The organism is Streptomyces sp. NPDC102274 (assembly GCF_044766385.1).
Classification (GTDB): domain Bacteria; phylum Actinomycetota; class Actinomycetes; order Streptomycetales; family Streptomycetaceae; genus Streptomyces.
The window spans coordinates 22,593-42,398 of record NZ_JBIWLW010000012.1 but is presented as its reverse complement, the minus strand read 5'-3'; the positions used below and the strand labels follow the sequence as shown (position 1 = coordinate 42,398).

General features: G+C 68.8%; 11 protein-coding genes. 5 read left to right on the top strand and 6 right to left on the bottom strand.

Translation table 11 applies throughout. The features are described 5' to 3' along the window. The first annotated feature begins 207 nt into the window (after positions 1-207). Positions 208-4,494, top strand: a complete 4,287-nt coding sequence (locus ACIRQP_RS18330; RefSeq protein ID WP_403890754.1) for a trypsin-like peptidase domain-containing protein — start codon at positions 208-210, stop codon at positions 4,492-4,494. A 103-nt stretch (positions 4,495-4,597) separates the two neighbouring features. On the opposite strand, the gene ACIRQP_RS18325 is transcribed toward ACIRQP_RS18330, so the two are convergent. From ACIRQP_RS18325 to ACIRQP_RS18305, 5 genes are all read right to left on the bottom strand, one after another. Beyond that, a complete protein-coding gene (locus ACIRQP_RS18325) occupies positions 4,598-5,911 on the bottom strand; it encodes a PP2C family protein-serine/threonine phosphatase (protein ID WP_403890751.1) in 1,314 nt (437 codons plus the stop codon). After that, positions 5,911-6,498, bottom strand: coding sequence for an ATP-binding protein (locus ACIRQP_RS18320; RefSeq protein WP_403890747.1), 588 nt, complete (start codon positions 6,496-6,498; stop codon positions 5,911-5,913). Before ACIRQP_RS18320 ends, ACIRQP_RS18325 begins: the two co-directional genes overlap by 1 nt. Before the next feature lie 521 nt (positions 6,499-7,019). Next, positions 7,020-10,946 carry a hypothetical protein gene (locus tag ACIRQP_RS18315; RefSeq protein ID WP_403890744.1) on the bottom strand — a complete coding sequence of 1,309 codons (3,927 nt, stop codon included), beginning with the start codon at positions 10,944-10,946 and terminating at the stop codon, positions 7,020-7,022. Continuing rightward, positions 10,943-11,314, bottom strand: a complete 372-nt coding sequence (locus tag ACIRQP_RS18310; RefSeq protein WP_403890741.1) for a hypothetical protein — start codon at positions 11,312-11,314, stop codon at positions 10,943-10,945. Before ACIRQP_RS18310 ends, ACIRQP_RS18315 begins: the two co-directional genes overlap by 4 nt. A 96-nt stretch (positions 11,315-11,410) precedes the next feature. Then, positions 11,411-11,656, bottom strand: coding sequence for a hypothetical protein (locus ACIRQP_RS18305; RefSeq protein WP_403890738.1), 246 nt, complete (start codon positions 11,654-11,656; stop codon positions 11,411-11,413). A gap of 664 nt (positions 11,657-12,320) precedes the next feature. Here ACIRQP_RS18305 and ACIRQP_RS18300 point away from each other — a divergent pair. Then, complete coding sequence (locus tag ACIRQP_RS18300; protein ID WP_403890735.1) at positions 12,321-14,270, top strand: LamG-like jellyroll fold domain-containing protein; 1,950 nt, start codon at positions 12,321-12,323, stop codon at positions 14,268-14,270. A gap of 395 nt (positions 14,271-14,665) precedes the next feature. Further along, on the top strand, positions 14,666-16,681 hold the full coding sequence (locus ACIRQP_RS18295; protein WP_403890732.1) for a SpoIIE family protein phosphatase: 2,016 nt from the start codon (positions 14,666-14,668) through the stop codon (positions 16,679-16,681). Between the two features lie 90 nt (positions 16,682-16,771). Here the strand turns inward: ACIRQP_RS18295 and ACIRQP_RS18290 are convergent, their stop codons facing one another. After that, the gene (locus ACIRQP_RS18290) at positions 16,772-17,599 is read right to left on the bottom strand and encodes an alpha/beta hydrolase fold domain-containing protein (RefSeq protein WP_403890729.1); all 828 of its coding nucleotides are present in this window, start codon (positions 17,597-17,599) and stop codon (positions 16,772-16,774) included. Between the two features lie 204 nt (positions 17,600-17,803). Here ACIRQP_RS18290 and ACIRQP_RS18285 point away from each other — a divergent pair, with 204 nt between their 5' ends. Further along, positions 17,804-18,499: a TMEM175 family protein gene (locus ACIRQP_RS18285; RefSeq protein ID WP_403890726.1), complete on the top strand. Its 696-nt coding sequence runs from the start codon at positions 17,804-17,806 to the stop codon at positions 18,497-18,499. 99 nt (positions 18,500-18,598) lie between these two features. Beyond that, positions 18,599-19,411 (top strand): MIP/aquaporin family protein, encoded by an 813-nt coding sequence (locus tag ACIRQP_RS18280; RefSeq protein WP_403890724.1) that lies wholly within the window; start codon positions 18,599-18,601, stop codon positions 19,409-19,411. Positions 19,412-19,806: the final 395 nt, after the last annotated feature.

Sequence of the window (19,806 nt, the reverse complement as noted above, 5' to 3'; positions counted from 1 at the left end):
TCTGGAGCGGTTGCGGATGGCGCGGGCCGAGCGGTCCCCTGGGCCGGCGTCTCCCTGTCCGCCGAGGTGGAGGTCGCTTCGCCGGCACCGCCACAGCGGCCCATCCCGCAGTCACTCCGACCTGGAACAGAAGTGCCCGCGGTGACATCAACGGGGATACTCTCTCTAAGAGTTGACCCAAGGGGTCGCGGTAGCGCGGAGGTCGGAGTGACGGCTGCGGGGACGGGCACGGGGACCGGGTCACGGAGTCCCGAAGAAGCACTGGCCGCTGCCGTGGTCCGGGTCATGGGCCCCGGCGGCGAACTCGCGGGAGCCGGCTTTCTCGTCGCCCCCGAACTGGTGTTGACCTGCGCCCATGTGGTGAACGACGCCCTTGGCCGGCCTCGCGAGGACGAGATCGCCGCGGGCACCGAGGTCTTCGTCGACCTGCCCTTCGCCGAGGGCGGCAGCGCGGCGGAGGTCGAGCGCTGGGTGCCGGTACGGGCGGACCAGACCGGCGATATCGCGGTCCTCCGGCTGCCCGCGGCGATACCCGGGACCCGCCCGCTGAACATGGCCGACACCGAGCGGGTGTGGGGCCACGACGTACGCGTGCCGGGCTTCCCGCGCCGCTCCCCGGGCGGCGTCTGGCACTACGGACGGCTGCGCGGCGGCACCGCGGAGGGCTGGGTCCAGCTCTCGCAGGCAGATCCGCACGGCGTACCCGTCGAGCAGGGGTTCAGCGGCAGCCCGGTCTGGGACGAACAGCTGCGGGCCGTGGCCGGTATGGTCGTCGTGATCCAGCCCGGCGGGGTCCCGCAGAGCTTTCTGATACCCACCCGCACGCTCGTCGCAGAACTGCCCGAACTGGCACCCGTGGTCCGCCCCGCGTCACCGTACCGCGGCCTGTCCACCTTCCAAGAGGCCGACGCGGACGTCTACTTCGGGCGTCGGGACGACATCGCCGACGTCACCGCCCTGCTCCTCGGCTCCCACCCGTGTGTCACCCTCGTCGGCCCCTCCGGCTGCGGCAAGTCCTCGCTCGCCCGCGCAGGCGTGGTGCCGCGGATGCGTGAACGAGGCCATGCCGTCCTGGTGGTGCGCTCCGGGGAGGGCGCCTCCCTGCGGGCGGCGCTCGCCTCGGAGCTCGTCACGGCCGTACGTCCCGGACTGCGCGGAGCCGAACGGGCTCAGGAGGTGCGCCGGCTGGAGGATCTCCTCGCGGAGCGCGGTCTCATGGACGCCCTGCGCATGACCGGAGGGGAGTGGGAGCGGCGCCTGCTCGTGCTGCTCGATCAAGGCGAAGAGCTGCTCGCCGGACCGGACCGCGAGGTCGAGGAGGCCGTCCGGCTGCTGTTTCCCGCGCACCAGCCCGACGGACTGCGGGTGTGTGTCACCCTCAGGTCGGATTTCACGGACGCGGCCCTCAACCATCCGCTGCTCGGCCCGGCACTCGGCCGCGGCCAGGTGCGGCTGCTCGCCCCGATGTCGCGCGCGCAGTTGGAGCGGGTGATCCGCAGCCCCCTTGAGGCGACGCCCGCCGTGACGTACGACGACGGGCTCGTGGAGCGGATGCTCGACGACGCGGGCGACGGCCCCGGCGCGCTGCCGCTGCTGGGCTTCGTCATGGCGCAGCTGTGGGACGGACAGGCCGCGGGGCGGCTGAGATTCGAGACGTATCGTGAAGTCGGCGGCGTCCAGGGCGCGTTGGGAAGGTACGCCGAGACCGTCTGGCTGCAGTGCGTCCGCGAGGCCGACGAGACCGAGGCCATGCGGCTGCTCACCGATCTCGTCCGGTTTCTGCCGGGCGGCGAGGCCTCGATACGCAATGCCCTGAGCCGGGAGGAGGCGGGCGCGGAGCGGTGGCGGATCGCGACCGCGCTCGCCGAGCGGCGGCTGCTCGTACTGCGCGGCGGTGACGGGGAAGCGGTGACCGTCGAACTCGCCCACGAGGCGCTGATCGGCGCCTGGGAGCGGCTTGAGGCGCGGGTGCGGCAGGACCGGAAGTTCCTGGCCTGGCGGGCGGAGCTGCGGCACGACGTGGAGCGTGGGCAGCTCCTGGAGGGTGAGCCGCTCGCGGAGGCGGAACAGTGGGTGGCGCTTCGGGGTCCCGAACTGACCGACGCGGAGCGGCAGTTCATTGACCGCTCGGTCGAGAGGCGGGTGGCACGGGAGGAGCGTGCCCGGCGGCGGGTGCGGCAGAAGCGGTGGTTCATCGGCGGCCTCGCCGTCCTGACGGTGCTCGCGGTAGTCGCCTCCGGTCTCTTCTTGTGGCGCAACGGGGAGCTGGACGGGCAACTGCGGCGGGCGGCGTCCGAGCAATTGGCGGTACGGGCCGAGCAGCTCGACGACGTGTCGGTGGTGACGTCGGCGCTGTACTCGGGGGCGGCCTATCGGACCGCTCAGGAGCCGGAGGCCCGCACCGCGTTGATCAGGCAGTATCTGCGGCTGCGCCACGTGGAGCGGGTGGTGTGGGACAACCACGCTCCGGTCCGTGATGTCGCGATGAGCGAGGACGGCGAGCGCATCAACGTGGGCATGACCTCCGGCGACGGCGTCGGTCTGACGCTCGGCACGGACAAGGTGCACGAGCGCGGCCTGCCGACAGGATCAAGGATCGTCACGCTCTCGCCCGACGGACGCATCTCGGCGCGGGCGTCCGTCAACGGGACGGTGTCCCTGGGAATCCCTCCGGAAGGCGAGGGCGACTGGCGCACGGTGGTCCTGCGGGACGGTGACGCCGTACGGGAGAACGCTCGCGCCGCCACCGACCTCCGCTTCGACGGCACCGGGAGCAGAGTGCTCGCCGCACTGCCCGGCGAAGGGGTCCTGGCCTGGGAGTCCGAGAGCGGCCGGCGCGTGGGCAAGACGCTGAGCGCACCGAAGGGATGGGAGACGGCCGAGGCGTGGTTCGGTCCGGAGGGAACAGTGATCGGCCGGATCACCCAGGAAGGCGCGGCCGAAGGAGCCGAGGGCCGCCTGGTTCGCTGGAACCTCGCCAACGGCCAACGGGACTCGGCGACATGGGGAACGGACCGGACCGGTACCGTCACGGTGAGCGGCGACGGCCGGACGCTGGTGCGGTGCACTCCGGAAGGGCTCCTGCAGTCCTGGGACCTGACCGGCAGTCCGAAAGTGCGCAATCAGTACAGCACGCGGCAACTGGGCCTGGTCTGCCCGCTGTACGTGCCGCGCCTGGACCGGACCGGTCGCTTCCTCATCAACCCGGCGCAGCGCTTCGGTACCTCTCTCGGCAGGTTCCGGTTCCTGGTCCTCGACCTGGTCGAGGGGCGCCCCGGCACCCTTGACCTGCCCGCGCCCGCACAGGAGGACGAGTCGTTCACCGGCAGCTCGCAACTGCCCGCCGTGGCGCTCACCGGGCCGCCCGAGAAGCTCCGGGCCGTGGTCGGCGTCGGGGCGACGGTGATGGTGGTGGGTGTTCCGAAGCCGTCCACGTTCGACAGCGCCATGCTCACCGCCCGGATCAGGACGGTGGACGCCGACCACAACCGCGTCATCAGCGTCGACGCCGACGGCAAGGCGCTGCGCCTGTGGGACCTGCGTACGCACAGGCTGCTGGCGGCGGTGCGGCCGTCCCGTCCGCTGGCCGCCCAGTACAGCGCGTACAGCCCGGACGGCACACGGGTCCTCACGCCGGCGGAGGACGGCCGTACCGTCCTGGTCTGGGAGGTGGGCGGGGGCACGCTGAAAGAGCTGGACCGGATCGATCTGCCACGTCCGCCGAACATCGACCCCACAGGCCCGGACCCGCGCTCCGGGCGCACGCCGGCGTGGGTCAACATCACCTTCGACGGCCCCGACCATGTGGTGATTTCGGCGTTGTCGTACGTCGTGCGATGGGACCTGGCGCAGGGCCGGGAAGAGGGCACGGCCTACCGGCCCAGGGCTCAGGAGTCGGTCGAGGTCTCGTTCGCGGCCGCCGGCACCTGGGCGGTGGCACGCCCGGGTCACGGGGAGGCGGCGGTGCGCACACCCGCCGGGGACTACGACATCGTGATCTGGGACTTCGAAGAAGGGCGGGAAGTCGATTCGATCGACGTCAAGGAGTTCGGCGCCGTCAAGCAGTTGGGCTTCGATCCGACGGGACGGCTCCTCGCGGTGTTGACCTACGACGGCGGCGTTCGGGTGTGGGACATGGACAAGGAGGGCGAGGACAAGTGGCTCGAGCCGCTGGCGTACCGGGGTGTCCAATGGCTCGGAGCCTTCGCCTCGGAGTCCACCCTGAGCACCCAGAGCACGCTGAACGAGTACACCACCTGGGATGTGCGCAGCGGCACCGAGCGCTACCACTTCACACCGGGGTACGGCACGACCGCCGATCTGACCGAGGACGGGGCGTTCATGGGTCTGGTCGACGGGTCGGACGGCTACATCCTCGAACTCGACCCGGAGCGATGGCTGGAGAAACTGTGCGCGGTGGCGGGGCGCGGCCTCTCGTCGGGGGAGAAGTCTCTGGCCCCGCCGGGCAGCAGGACGGACCAGGTCTGCGACTGAGCCGGCAGGTGAATGTGAACCACGACCCCCTCATGGTGGGCGCATCGCACAGACAGCCGAAGGGGGCCCGGTCTTTTGTGTGCCCGCCCGAACGCCTTGAGGGTCAGGCGGGCGGAGTACGCAGGGCGAGGACGGCCATGTCGTCGTGGCCATCGCTGGGGTGATGGTCGGCCAGGGCTTGCACGAATTCCTGCAGAGGAAGGCCGGCGTGCTCGATGACGAGGGCGGCAAGTCGTTCCAGGCCGACATCGAGGGTGTGGCCGTGGTGTTCGATGAGCCCGTCGGTGAAGAAGATCACGGTTGCGCCTGCTGGTACCGGGTGCGCGTGGTCGTGGCGTGGCCGGGTGGTGTCCACACCGAGGGGCAGGTCAGGGTCGGCATTGAGGTAGCGGGTTCGGCGGTCCGGGGTGAGCAGCAGTGGCGGGGGGTGACCTGCGGTGCTCCAGCGCAGCCTCCAGCTTCCCGGTGCTCCGGGTTCGATGCGGGCGAGGCATGCGGTGGTGAGGGGGTTGTCGGTGATCGCCTGGAGGGATCGATCGAGGTGGGTGAGGACGGCGCTGGGTGGTGTGCGCTGGTCGAAGAGCAGGGCGCGCAGCATGTTGCGGATCTGGGCCATTGCGGCGGCGGCCTGCAGGTCGTGGCCTGTGACGTCGCCGATGACGGCGGCGCAGGCCTGGTCGGGGACGAGCAGAGCGTCGTACCAGTCTCCACCGAGGTGACCAGGGGTGATGGCGGGGCGGTAGACGGCGGCGGCGTCGAAGGGCCGCACGTCGGGTAGGCGCGGCAGCAGCAGGCGTTGGAACTGCTCGGCGTCGAGGCGGGTTTGCTCGTAGAGGCGGGCGTCGTCAATGGCCAGGCCCGCGGCGCCGGCCAGCGCGACGATCATGTCTTCATCGTGTGAGTCGAAGGGCCGGCCGTCGCGTCGCTCGGAGACATACAGCTGTCCGTAGGTTTTGCCTCGGATGCTGACCGTGGCACCGAGCAGGGTACGCATCGGTGGGTGGCCGGGCGGGAAGCCCGCCGAGTCGGGGTGGCCGGGGACGTTGTCGACGCGCAGCGGTTCGGGGTGCGCGGTCAGATATCCCAGCAGGCCGCGGCCCCGGGGGAAATTCACCCCGGCCAGGTCGGCCCTCTCCTGCTCCGACAGGCCCACCGGGATGAACTGTGCGAGATATTCGCCGCTTTCGTTGAGCACGCCCAGGGCGCCGTAGCGGGCACCGACCAGCTCCATCGCGGTCTCAACGATCAGCCGCAGCAGAACGGGCAGGTCCACGTCCCGGCCGAGGACTGCCTCATACAGGTCGTGCAACCGGTCCTGGGCCCGGGCCAGCGACGTGAGCTGCTCCGCGATCCGCTCCAGCTCCGCGCCGAGGCGCAGACGCGGCAGATCCTGGGGCTTTCGCTGCTTTCTCGCCATCACCGGCGCCTGGTCACCTGGTGTTCGGTTTCGGTGGCCTTGAGCCGGTAGGAATCGGCTCCGGTCTGGATCAGGGTTGCCTTGAGGGTGAGCCGGTCGGCGATCACCGCGCGGAGGCGGGCGTCGGTGAAGGTTTTGTCCCACTTGCTGAGCCGGGAGCGAGAGGCCACGGCGGTGGCCCTGCGTTCCTCCCGCTCCGTGGGAATCCGGAACAGCGGCTTGGCGTCCTTCTGGTCCAGGTTCAGGTAGCCGAACTCGTCCGGACACAACAGGTCGGCCTTGCTGTAGCGGCCGATGACACGGGACATGCGCCGGACGGGGTCCGCCCCGGCGAGCTCGTTCACCAGGGCCGAGGTAGTGGTGTCGCGGACCGTCAGCCCCGCTTCGGCGATCGCCGCACCGGCACCGATCAGCAGGTGGCTCTTGCCCGTACCGCTGTCGCCGGCCGGAACGAGGGGGCGGCCCTCCTGCCCACAGGCGTGGTTCTTCGGCTCGTTGATCAGCGCGTTCTCCACATCGTCCCGCAGCGGGACTCTGGCCGGCGGCACCTGCCCGCCGGTGGTATCCGCGGTCTTGATGGGAGTCATGCGTTCGTGCCCTTCGTCGTCGCGTGGGTCGTCGGCGGCTTCCGGGACAGAGCCCGTCCGGACATATCAAGGTCCTGGCGCTTGTCCCGACGGGTTCGCTCATACAGCCGTTCACGCGATCTGTGCCTTCTGACACGACCGTGATCAACTCTCAAAGAGTGACGTCACCAAACAGTCCAACCCACCCATTACGCCGAAAGCGGCATGTCACGCACCGTCACACAAGATGGCTTCCGCGTCGCCGGCAGTGGAGCGTCTGCGCTGGCTGCTCTCCTCTTTGGAACACAAGAACCGGGCACCTCGCCGCCGGCGCTGTCGCTGTTCCAGGGGGGATCTGAAGACCTGTCGTCACGCCTGAGATATCGATCGCCCTCGTGGCAGGCCGCGAAGCGCCCGTCAAGATGACCGTTGGACGGCCAGGCCCACCGGAAGGCGGCAGCCCGCCACGTCGGGATCTGAGATCACAACGTCGCGAGTTCGCGTCTCTCGCGATTCGCATTGGTGGGGGATCGGAATGCTACTCATTCACACGGTGGCTGATAGGCAAGCTCGGGCAGATGCTTTTTCCATTCCCCGCGAGTGAGGGCGCCTTGGACGGTGTCACAGATCCGATCGATGGCTCGATCGGCGTCCGTCATCCACAGTCGGATCGTCCCGTCTCTGCTGCCGCTGGCGAGGGAGGTGCCGTCGGGGCTGAACGCCACCGATGTCACCGGGCCGGCGTGGCCGGTCAGGGGTTCACCGCGTGCCGAGGGCCGGGCCGGGTCGCTGATGTCCCACAGCCGCACCGTGTGGTCCACGCCGCTGGTGGCCAGTGTGTGGCTGTCCGGACTGAGAGCCATGGACATCACCGCGTCCGCGTGGCCGGTGAGAGGGTCGCTCAGCGCTTGCGGGTGGGCCGGGTCGCTGATGTCCCACAGCCGCACCGTCCCGTCGAGGGAGCCGGTCACCAGCGAGCTGCCGGTGATCATTATCTTGGCGATGCCGTCGGAGCGGCCCGGTGTGGAGTCGTCCAATGCAGTGGGGCTGCCCATGTCCTCAGGGTGGGCCGGGTCGCTGATGTCCCACAGCTGTACCCGAGAGTCCCACGCCTTTTCGGTGGCTACGGCGAGGGTGGCGCCGTCAGGGCTGAGGGACAGGTCACGGACCGAGGCCGATTGTTCTACGGCGACGATCTCACCCAGAGGCATGGGGTGGGCTGGGTCAATGGTGTTCCACAGGCGCACCGTCTCGCTGTCACTTGTGGCGAGCGTGGTGCCGTCAGGACTGAATGCCATGTCGTGAATGAGGTCGGCGTGACCGGTCAGGGCGTCACCGATGAGGTTCGGACGTTTGGGGTCACGGGCGTTCCACAACTGCACTGTCGCCTCATAGGTTGCGGCGGCGAGCGTGGTTCCGTCCGGGCTGAAGAGTACCGAGCCGACGTCCTCGGTGTAGCCGGGCAGTTCGTTGTCCAACGGTTCAGGCGCCGCCGGATCACTGACGTTCCACATCGGCACCTTAGAGTTGGCTCCGGAGTAGGGGGCAGCCAATGTCTTTCCGTCGGGGCTGAACACAACGGAGCCTTCGAACCCGTCGTCTCCGGTGAACTCAGGATCGGGGATACTCCACAACCGAACTGTGGTGTCCGAACTGCCGGTGGCCAGTGTGGTGCCGTCAGGATTGAAGGCCATGGACCGGATGTCGTCGGTGTGTCCGGTCAGGGCGTTGCCGAGTGGGGTGATCTGGTCCGGTATCGCGACGTTCCACAGACGGACCGTTCCGTCGTTGCCGCCTACCGCCAGCGTCTTGCCGTCCGGACTGAACACCAGCTCATGTCCGTATCCCCATAACTCGTTGGGCAGTTCGCCACTGGACAGAGCGGCACCGGGCAGAGGGTTGCCCCGGAGTTTCGGCTGGGTGGGATTTGTGATGTCCCACAGACGGACAGTGAGGTCGTCCCCGGCAACGGCGAGAATGTCGCCGTCCGGATTGAAGGTCAACGACTGCGCGGCCTTGCCGTGACCCGGCAGGGGTTTGCCCAGTTGCTTCGGATGGGAGGGCTCGGTGATGTCCCACAGCCAGACGTTCCCGGCGTTGTCAGGGACAGCCAGGGTCCCGCCGTCCTGGCGCAGCCAGCTGAAGAAGTGGTCGTCTCCGCCCAGAGGCCGGCCCAACTGAGCCGCGTCGGCCGGCTCGCTGGTGTCCCACAACCGCACTGTGCCGTCATGGCTTCCGGTGACCAGCGTGTTGCCGTCCGAGGTGAACACCGCTGAACCGATGGAGTCGCTGTGCCCGGTCAGCGGGCCGCCGACAGGCTTGGGGCCGCCGGGAGCGTTCACGTCCCAGAGCTGGATCGTCCGGTCGTCGGCAGTCGCCAGTACGTCGCCGTTCGGGCTGAACACCACGATGCCCACAGCACTGGAATGTCCCTTGAACGGGACGCCGAGGAGTTCCGGGTGGGCCGGTTCGGTGATGTCCCACAGCCAGGCCGTCCCCTCAGCGCCGGTGGCGACCAGTTTCTCGCTGTTCGAGCTGAACGCCAGTGTCATGATGCCTTTGCTGTGTCCGGGCAGCGGGTCACCGAGTGATACGGGGCGCTTCGGATCGCTGGTGTCCCATAAGCGGACCGCTCCGTTGCCGCCGACAGCGGCCAGCGTGCGGCCGCTCGGGCTGAATGCCACCTTGGACACCGGATCCGGGAATCCGGTGAGCGGAGTCGACAGTGTGGCATTGGCGTCGTTGAGCAGCCGGGTGTACGCGTCGGGGTTGTCCGGGCTCGCCCGGTAGGCCGCGAGGTCGAATTGCGCTGCCAGAGACGGATTGCCGCTGCGGAGTTCCTCGGCCGTGGCCATGAGCTGCCGGAAGCGGGCGGTGTCGCGTTCGGTCTCGGCGGTGCCGCGTTGCACGAAGGCGACGATGGCGGCGGCGCCGGCGATCAGCGCGAGCGCGGTCAGGGTGGCGATTACGGCGCGGGCCACCAGGGCGCTGCGACGGGACCGTTGGAGAGAGGCCGCGAGGAAGGCGGCGGCGACCGCGCTGGTGTGGCCAGCCCAACGGCGCGCCGCGTCGAGCTGGTTGCCGCGGTGCAGCATGTCCGGGTCGCGATCGCTGCTCTCCCAGGCGGCTGCCGCCTCTTCGAGGCGCTGGCGGACCAGGCGGTCCTCCCGGTCCGTTTCGATCCAGGTACGCAGACGGGGCCAGGCGTGGATCAGAACCTCATGGGTGATGCTGACGGTGTCGTGTTCACGGGTCAGTAGGCGACCGGCGGTGAACACGTCCAGAGCGGCGGCGGGCAGGTCGTCGGCCACAGAGAGGCGGCGGCGGGTGTCGTCCGTGCCGTCGGCGTTGTCACCTATCCTGACCAAGCGCAGGAACATGGTCTGTGCGGCCTGCTGGACGGGCGGGTCCAAGCTGGAGTAGATCCGCTCCGCGCTGGTGGCAACCGCGTGCCGGATGCCACCGGTGGCCCGGTAGCCGTCGACCGTCAATGTGCTGCCGTGTCGCTGCTGCCAGGTCGTGCGCAGTGCGTGGGCCAGCAAAGGCAGCCGCCCGGCCTCATAGACGGGGTCGCCCAGATCTGCCAGGAGCAGTTCGACGAGTCCGGGCTCGATCGTCAGGCCGACCTCCCGAGCGGGGAAGATGATCGCCTCGCGAACGCCGGTCTCCGACAGCGGGCCGACGACGATCTGCCGATTCTGCAATGCCGATCGCAGCTGCGGATAGTCGGCGCAGCGGGTGTAGAAGTCCGACCGGAGGCCGTAGACGACCAGCGCCGGGGGCGCCGGGCCGTCCGCCATCGAGTGCAGCACGTCAAGGAAGGTGCGCCGCTCCCGTTCGCTCTCGCACAGCGTGAACAGTTCCTCAAGCTGGTCGACCACGATCAGGAGTCGGCGGGGAGAGGCTTCACACAGCAGGTCGGCACAGGCGGCGGGACCTGCGCTCACGGCGGCCTCGGCGCGCGCCGTATCGACACCGGTGACCTCGGCCAGTCGCCCGGCCAAGGCCACGAGCGGACGAGCGGTGGGGGTGAACAGCAGCCTCAGCCACCGGTCCGAGCCGGGTACCATGCCGCGTTCGAGCCCCGACAGCACACCGGCTCGCAGGAGCGAGGACTTGCCGGCACCCGAGGGGGCGACGATCACCAGCGGGCCGCCGCCGTTGCGCCGTTCATCCACGGCGGCCAGCACATCCGCGATCAGGGAGTCACGGCCGAAGAACCACCGGGCGTCGTCCTGCTCGAACGCCGCCAGTCCGGGGTAGGGGCAGTCTTGGGGTGCGGCCGTCCCCGCGTATGCCTGCCGGGTCTCGCGCACGCCGTCCAGGTAGTGCAGGTGAACGTCGCCCTGCTCCGCGATGACCTGGTCTCCGGCGGCCTGAAAAATCCGGGACTGGCCGGATGCCTCGGCACGCAGCTGGGGGGAACTGTCCCGTCCATCGTCCCGTGGCGGGTCGATTTCAGCGCTCAACGCTCGTTGATGTGCTGATCGCGGCCTGCCTGGTACACCCGGGCGCTACCGGATGCCGTGGCCTTCATCATCAGCGAGCCCACCTGGGTCCGTTCGACATCCGGCAGGGCGGGGAGCAGCTGCTCATCGAGCAGGCTTCGTAGTTCGGCGGCCATCTCCGGCCGGTCGCGCTGCACCCGCTGAAGCCGAAACCGCCAGACTTCCGCCAGCGCCTCCTCGCTGTCCGCGTCGCCCGCTTGTCGTGCCGCCAGGATCTGCGGCCTGACCTCGTCGAGCTGGGCACCGACGACTTCGGCGTCCGCCGCGTCCTTCCCGCGCCACCACCCCACTACGGCGTCCCGGATCTGCTGCCAGGAATCCGTGGCCATCGCGCTCACCAGTGCCGTCCCCGCCGCTAAAAATATCGGGTCCATACCAGCCTCGCCTCTGTCGACTGCCTATCTTCTCAGAAGCCGCGCCGGATGTCAGGCGGCTGCGCCAAGACGCCCGTTGAGCCAGCCGGGCGTGCGCCTGCCGATGCACCGCCGGCTGTTCTTCCGGCCGACCGGGTGGAGCGGCCCGCGCACGTAGTCCCGCATCCCCTGCCGCGGCTCTGCGCGCCCGAATCGCTTGCGCAGCCGCAACAGCAGAGACTCCGGTTCAGTGGCCCACAGCCCTGCTTCGACATCCGTCTCCATGACCGGCTCGACGCATCCGATCGGGTGCTTCACGAACCCCCCCATCACCCTGGCGGGGCGTCAGAAGGCCTCGTGGACGGATGTCTCGTCGCGCTGGCGTAGGTTCTACCGCTTCGGTACTGGCTTCACCCAGAGTGTGTGATGGAAGTCGGGGGCGAACCGGTCGCGTAGCTCGGCCGCGCCGGGTGAGAGCTCCGGTCGCCGGCGGACATCGGGTCAGGGTCCCCTCGGAGCAACGCCGACGCGCTTCCACCCCGTTGTCGGCCACCGCCTTCGCCCACTGGTCACAGCCGTTCACCGTCGCCTGTGGCTGAGGCACTTCGCTGTTGCCGCGCGAAATTGTCGGCCCGCAGTGTGGAAGCGGTGATGCCGCCGAGCCGACCGGGCCCCCGACGGCCTGAGCCTTTACCGGGTCGTCCGCGAACTGGGGTTACTCCTCGCGGTCTGGACCGGCGCCTGCCCCAACTTGTCACGACAACCTGCCAGAACTGACACCGACCTGACCACTGCCAGCTATGCCATGACTTCTTTTTGGTTGCTGTCCGCTCATCAAGATCAGCTTCTGACCACCATTCGACGTGAGCTTTTAATCTTGGACAGATACTGAATCTCTATTTGTCATCTCATGTCTGCCCGGCTTGGGTCGCTTCTGAGTAATGTCGTTGCCGTTTGAACTAACAACCGGGAAAGAGCCCATATGTCCATTCATGATGACAACCCATCACAAGAGCCGACCGGTCAGAGTCGGCGTGGTTTTCTGCGCAACGCGGCGTTGGCCGGTGGAGCGGCGGCCGTAGGAGTAGGTCCCTCCCCGCTCGGCGAGACGCCCGCGTTCGCCGCGGACGCCACCAAGAGTGGCAAGACCGGCACGTGGAGGCCGGATTCCACCGCGCTCCAGTTCACCCTCGCGGTCATGCCGGACACCCAGTTCCTGTACTGGGGCAGCCAGGACAGCGTCAACCGGACGCCGCAGGAGGAATCGTTCCGCTACATCATCAACAACAGCGGGAACGCCGACGACAACATCGTGTTCATGGCGCACCTCGGTGACCTGACGCAGGACGCCGACCCGTCGTCGTTCAAGGAGGTCGACAAGGCGTTCGCCCTGTTGGACTCCCACGGTGCCGCATACAGCGTGCTGGCCGGCAACCACGACGTGACCGGCGACGACAGCCGTGGCGACACGCCGTACCTGCAGACCATGGGCCCGCAGCGGTTCAAGCACTCGAAGACGTTCGCCGGGTCGGACCCGACCGGCTACAACACCGCGCACATCTTCCATGCGGCCGGCCGCTCGTGGCTCGTGCTGGCCCTGGACTGGCGGACCACCGACCAGGGCTTCGCGTGGGCCAGCGATGTCATCAAGGCCCACCCGAAGACGCCGGTGATCGTCACGTCGCACGACATCGTCGCTTCGCCGTACGATGACAACGTTTTCCCGTACGAGTCCGGCGACCCGGAGAACAATGCCGTGCTCTCCGATTACGGCCAGACGGTCTGGGACAAACTGATCAACGACAATGACCAGATCTTCTTGACCCTCAACGGCCATTACTGGCCTCCCGGGCGTACGACCAAGAAGAACGCCGCCGGCAACGACGTGTACATGCACATCACGAACTACCAGAACCGCTACTTCGGCGGTGGCGGCATGATCCGGCTGTACCACTTCGACCTTGTCCGCAACACGATCGACGTCGAGACGATCAACCCATGGATCATGGCTCAGGAGCCGGAGTCCCGTTCCGAGCTGGCGGCCGAGCACGCCCGGATCACCGGCCCGGTCGACGACTTCTCGATCCCGGTCGACTTCAAGCAGCGGTTCTCCAGCTTCATCCCGGTTCCGGTCCGGCCCGCCCGGCCGGCCGGCAAGGAGCTGGTGAAAGGCACGCTGGCGTACTGGCGTTTCGACGGGCAGGGCGCGCCCGGCACTCCGCTCACCGTGGGCCAGACGGTCCGCGACCTGTCCGGCAAGGGCAACGACCTGTCCGTGGTGACCGTGCCAGGCACGGCCGCGGACGCGCTGACCTGGTCCGACGACCACCACCCCGACCAGCCCGGGCACGCCAGCCTGAAGTTCGTCGGTGGCAGGAACCCGGTCCACGGCACGTACCTGACCACCGGGGCGAAGGCTCCGCTGAACACCGAGACGTTCAAAACCGGGTACACGATCGAGACGTTCGTGATGATGCCGCTGGACTGGAACTCCGCCAACAACGGCAACGCGTCGATACTCAGCCGCCGGGGTTCGGCCGGGGCCGCAGGCAAGCACGGCAAGAACACCGACCCGAATGAGCCCGTGGCACAGTTCGCCATCACGAACAACGGCCGCGAGGCGCAGTTCAACCACTACCCGCTGAACGACACCTACCCGACGACCAACTGGGGTCACGGCATGGTGGAGCTCAAGTGGTGGCACCTGGCGGTGGTCAACGACGGCCGTCTCACGAAGTTGTACGTCGAAGGTGCTCCGGTCGTCGACAACCCGAACCGGGTGTCGGTCGGTCTCACCTCGCTCGGGTTGCCCTGGCTGGTGGGCGGCCACGAGTACGCGGGCGCCATCGACGTCGTCTTCCACGGCAACGTCGGTGACATCCGCATTGTGAACCGTCCCCTGTCCATGGACGAGTTCCTGACCGCCGAGTAAGGCGGTGTCTCCCGTCTCCGGCCCACCCGCCGGAGGCGGGAGACACTCATTCAAGGAGGCGGTGTACGTCGGCCGGCGGCCTCGCCCCAAGATCGGGTGAAACCTTCCTCCGTAGCCGTAGCCGTAGCCGTAGCCGTAGCCGTAGCCGTAGCCGTAGCAGGCGGTCACCGGGCGCCGTCCGTGTGCCGGTGTCGGTCCGCGCAGGTCCTCTTACATGCATTGAACATATTTAATTTACCTTTTGAGCGAAAAATGGCATGTTCGACCCATTCAGGTGCATTGGCGGTAGTGAGTGGGCGATGGTGGGTGGGGGACGAGGGCTCGCGCACGGAGGGAGCCGACGCCGGGAACCGCGGCGTCGAGCGATGACCAGAGGGGACCGAGGAGTGCGGAAGGTGAGTGGTCAGGCTGAGCTGGTGGCCCTGATCAGACCCGACGGGACCGTGGCGCTCTGGACCGAGGCCGCCGAACGCCTGTGGGGCAGTCCGGCCGACGAGATACTGGAACGGCCCGTCGACGGATTGCTGTCCGGTCCGGACGTACCGGTGCTTGGAGGCCCCGATGAGGCCTCCCTCGACTGGTCGGGGCCGGTCGAGCTCGGGCGACGTGCTGGCGTCAGCGGCCACAAGGTCAACCTCCGCGTCTCCCCGCTGCCTGTCGACACCAGAGGCGACTGGCAGGTGTGGGAGGCCGGTCCCGTCGAACCGTCCGATGCCTGGCCGCGCCCGGCGGTGCTGCGCACACTGTTCGGGCACGCTCCGCAGGGCGTGATCGTCTGGGACCGGGAGCTGTGTTGCTACTGGCAGAACGAGGCAGCCGACGGCATGGGCCTCCTGGTCGACGGGCCTCACCTCGGGCGCCGGGTCGAGGAACTGCTCGTCCCGGGCCGCCCCGAAGCGCTGGAGATCGCCCTGCGCCGGGTCCTCGATGACGCATCGCAGTCGAGCAACCTCGAATGGGTGGTGCCCGCGGCGACCGGGCGCGGGGAGAGGGTGTTCTCGCTCTCCCTCTTCCGCCTCGACGCCCCGACAGGCGTGGCACCGGGCGTATGCCTGATCGCCGTGGACCTCAGCGACACCGCGGTGTGGCGGCGACGGAATCTGCTCCTTGAGGCGGGTACGCGGATCGGCACCACGCTGGACGTCATGATCACCGCCCAGGAGATGGCGGACGCCGCGGTGCCTGCCGTCGCGGACTACGTCACAGTCGACCTGGCCGACACCTTCACCCCTGACGACGAGCCCCTTGACCGCCTCGAAGCGACCGACACCAGCTTCCCCGCTTTCTATCGAGCCGCGGCCGCGTCCGTCCGCCCCGGTCTGCCCGAGTCCCTCTGGCTGCGGGGTGAACCGGTCTATGTCCCCCCGCGGTCCCCATTTACGGCCGTCCTCCTTTCCGGCGCGTCCCACTTCGAACCGCTCCTCGACACATCCCCCGGAGGGTGGCTCGACAAGGACCCCGATCGGGCCCGGGTGATCCACGCGACGGGGATGCATTCGCTGATGGTCGTTCCTCTGCGGGTCCACGGGATGCTGCTCGGCGTGGCGGTCTTCGTGCGCACAACGAACCCGGTGCCCTTCGCCGAAGCCGACCTGGCCTTGGCCGAGGGGCTGGCGGCACGCGCCGCGGTCAGCCTCGACCACGCGTCACGCTACCGCCGCGAGCACACGGCCGCCCTCGCCCTGCAACGTGATCTGCTGCCCCACAGGCTGCGCGGCGGTGCCGCGGTCGAGGTGGCGTCACGCTACCTGCCCGCAGACTCCCGCAGTGGTGTCGGCGGCGATTGGTACGACGTCTTCCCGCTCTCCGGCGGTCGCGTCGGGCTGGTGGTCGGAGATGTCGTCGGTCACGGCATCCACGCGGCGGCGACCATGGGGCGCATCCGCACCGCGATCCACACACTCACCAATCTGGAATTGCCGCCCGACGCGTTGCTCGCGCGTCTGGACGAGCTCGTCGACGAACTGGAGCGCGACCAGGACGACGACGAGCCGATCGCGGCCGGCGTGGGGGCCACCTGCGTATACGCGGTGTACAACCCGGCATCCCGGCGGTGCACCATAGCGAGCGCGGGGCACCTGCCGCCGGCGATCGTCTCGCCCGAGGGCGGTGTCGAGTTCGCCGATGTCCCGACCGGGGTGCCCCTCGGCGTCGGGTTGGGGTCCTACGAGTCGGTCGAGGTGGAAGTGGCCGAGGGCAGTGTGATCGCGCTGTACACCGATGGGCTGGTCGAAACGCGCGAGGAGAGCATCGATCACGGGCTGGACCGGCTGCGGGCCGCGCTCACCCTCCCGCGGACCACGCTGGAGGACCTCTGCGTCGAGGTGACCGACCGGATGACGAACGGGCAGCGTTCCGACGACGACATCGCGCTCCTGCTGGCTCGCACCCGCGCCGCCGCCCGGCCGTGAACCGGGAGGAAGCCCCTTTCCCACCGGTACCGGAGCCGACTTCGGCACCGGCCGTCGTCCCAGGCGTATCAGCGAGGAGACGCCGGGCAGTCAGCCCAGGACCGCGCGCATCCACGCGGCGGTGGTCGCGAGCATGGTGGGGCTGTTGAACGCCGGATCCTCGTGCCCGGCTCCGGACAGAAGTTCGAAGTGGCTCCGCACACCGGCCCGGCCGAGTGCGTGGTGGAGAGCGAGGCCCTCCGACGGAGAGACAATCTTGTCGCGGTCCCCGTGGGCGATGAGGAACGGCGGCGCCTGCGGCGAGGCTCGCGACACCAGGCTGAACCCCCGCGCCCGCTCGGTCAGTTCCAGGGGGTCGTCCGTGGCCAGCAGGTCCGCCTCGAACAGGAAGGGCAGGAGCTTCGCTTCAATGGCGGTGCGCGCCGCCGACGCGGCCAGATCCGACTGGCCGAACCAGTGCACCGCGGCCTGCACCGCGCTGGAGCGCCCGAGGTTTCCGCCGACCGCGCCCTCCAGCGCGCTGTCTCCCTCGGACAGCGCCAGCAGGGACCCCAGGTAGGCCCCCGCGGAGGCCCCCCAGACACCCAGTCGCGCGGTGTCGAGCCCGAGGCGAGGCCCTTGGGCGCGCAGCCACCGCACGGCCCCCTTGAGCTCGTGCAGCTGCTGCGGGAACACCGCATGCGGTGCCAGGCTGTAGTCGACGGACACCACCGTCACACCGTGTGCGGCGAGTGGGGCCAGTCGTCCCTCACCGTCGGCGCGCTTGTCGCTCCTGGTCCAGCCGCCGCCGTGTGCGTAGACCACGACTGTTGCGTCCGGCTGGGCGGCGCGGTAGATGTCGAGGGACAGTTCAGTTCCGTCGTGGGTCGCATACGCCAGGTCCCGCTCCACCGGGACCGCGCGTACTTCGCCGGTCATGCCGGGCCCGCCTGCGCTGCCACCTCTCCATACGCTGCCACCTCTCCATACTAGGACAGGACGGACGAGGCGACCGCCTTGTCCCCGTGCGGTAGGCGCCCTCACTGTCGGGCCCCTGGGCATCGGCGCCGCAGCCCCGCAGGGGGCGGACGTCCACCCCGGTGCAGCACCCCCCCGCGCATGACGAGCCCGACAGGAGGCCAGATGGCCACCGATCCCGCCCCGTCCCCCGATCCCGCCGCGACGGAACGCCCTGACGCACGCGGTGCCTTCCAGACCACCGACACCGGCCGGGTGGAGGCGTTCAGTGACGGGGTCTTCGCCGTGGCCATCACCATCCTCGCCCTGGAAATGGCCACTCCCGCCCACCGGGACGGCGGGCTGCTGTCCGCACTGCTGCATGAGTGGCCGGTCTATCTGGGCTATCTGACCTCCTTCGCCTACATCGCGGTGATCTGGCTCAACCACCACCAGGCATTCACCCGCATCCGTGCTGTGGATCGTGGGCTGCACGTATCCAACCTCGTGTTGCTGTTCACCACCGCCGCACTTCCCTTCCCCACCCGCGTGCTGTCCGACGCGCTGCAAGAGCCGATCACCGGCGCCGACGTACGCACCGCCGTCGCGCTCTACGCGCTCGTCGCCGCCGCCATGTGCGCCGCCTGGGTGTGGATCTACGTCCAGCTCACCCGTCGGCCCCGCCTCCTCACCCCCACCGTCGAGGCCCAATACGTCCCGCATGGGCTCGTCCGCTCCGCCGTGGGCGTCGCCGCCTATCTCCTCGGCGGGGGACTCGGCTGGGCGATCACCCCTGGCATCGCGCTCGCGGTGTTCCTCTTCCTGCCTCTTTTCTACTTCGCCACCAGCGAAGGCATCCCCCGCCGCACCCCAGCCCGGTGACCCCGTGCAAACGCCTCGGCCTCCGCACGGGAAATTTCGTCCACCGAAGCGAAGCACTAGAATGACTGGACATTTATCGAGTCGGCTGAGACAAGTCCCATGCACTACTTCTTCCGTGCCCGCAGCCGGGCGTCCGCCGCCCCCGCACGGGCGACCTCACCGTCCGTGATCCTCCGGAACAGCCTCCTGGAGCTCTTGCTGGCCCTGGTCCTGCTGTTCGGAGTGACCACCATCGTGCGATGGGTGGTGGGCCCCTCGCCCATCTCCTCGGCAATCCCGCCGGTTGAAGTGCAACTGCTCATCGTCGGTGTGGCAGTGGGGGTGCTTCTCTGGGGGCTGATCGTCAGTCCGGTCGGCAGGGTCTCCGGAGGCCACATCAACCCCGCGATCACACTGACCATGTGGCGCTTCCGGGTCTTTCCCGGTGTGTCGGTGGTGCCGTACATCCTGGCCCAACTGGCCGGCTCGGTCCTCGGCGTGCTGGTTGCCCGTAGTGTGTGGGGCGGGGTGATCGACAACCCTCCGGTGAGCGACGCCGCGCTGCGCCCCGCCCCGGGCTGGTCGAGCTTGGCCCTCTTTCCGGCGGAGGCGGCTTCCATGGCCGTCATCGTGCTGCTCGTCGGCTGGTTTTTGTCGGTGCCGAGATTGGCTCCATTGGTGCCTGGTGTGGTCGGACTCCTCGTCGGCCTGGGCATTACCCTGCTCGGGCCGATCACCGGGGGTTGCATCAACCCTGCCCGCCAATTCGGCCCGGCACTTGTCTCCGGTCATCTGGACTTTCTGTGGATCTATCTGCTCGCTCCGATGGTCGGCGCCCTGCTGGCCGCCGCATTGCACCAGGTCCTCGCATGTCGCGCGGTTCTTACCCATAGGCTCTGCGGCACGCGCGCGGATGGGTCACCGCTGCAATGACCTCGGGGGACCGGTACCGCCAGCTGGTGCGCGGCTTCCGCGCTCCGTGCCGGCTCAACAGACACCCCTGGACAGAACACCGCACTGCCGGCAGGGCGGCATTCATCGGATGGCGGTGGTCGCGACGACACCAGGAATTCGGTCGCCGGGGTGTGGCACACCGCATAGACTAACCGAACGATATGTGCGATTTATTCGCGATTGGGGCGATATCGACAGGTGGTGGGCTGAGTGTGCGGCGGCGCGAAGCGAGCTGCTGGCGGTCGACGACCGCGGCGTCCAGGCCGGCCGGGCATCGCAGCACACGCGCCGTTCCCGACAGCTTTCCGGCGACCCGGTTCACCAGCAGGGGGTCACAGATCAACAGCCTCACAGGTCGGGTCCGCACCGGACGG

What these genes read in the sequence shown, in the direction of transcription:
- ACIRQP_RS18325 (WP_403890751.1), bottom strand. Translation starts at nt 5,911, where the DNA reads ATGGCGAGAAAGCAGCGAAAGCCCCAGGATCTGCCGCGTCTGCGCCTC.
- ACIRQP_RS18320 (WP_403890747.1), bottom strand. Translation starts at nt 6,498, where the DNA reads ATGACTCCCATCAAGACCGCGGATACCACCGGCGGGCAGGTGCCGCCG.
- ACIRQP_RS18310 (WP_403890741.1), bottom strand. Translation starts at nt 11,314, where the DNA reads ATGGCCACGGATTCCTGGCAGCAGATCCGGGACGCCGTAGTGGGGTGG.
- ACIRQP_RS18300 (WP_403890735.1), top strand. Translation starts at nt 12,321, where the DNA reads ATGTCCATTCATGATGACAACCCATCACAAGAGCCGACCGGTCAGAGT.
- ACIRQP_RS18290 (WP_403890729.1), bottom strand. Translation starts at nt 17,599, where the DNA reads ATGACCGGCGAAGTACGCGCGGTCCCGGTGGAGCGGGACCTGGCGTAT.
- ACIRQP_RS18285 (WP_403890726.1), top strand. Translation starts at nt 17,804, where the DNA reads ATGGCCACCGATCCCGCCCCGTCCCCCGATCCCGCCGCGACGGAACGC.
- ACIRQP_RS18280 (WP_403890724.1), top strand. Translation starts at nt 18,599, where the DNA reads ATGCACTACTTCTTCCGTGCCCGCAGCCGGGCGTCCGCCGCCCCCGCA.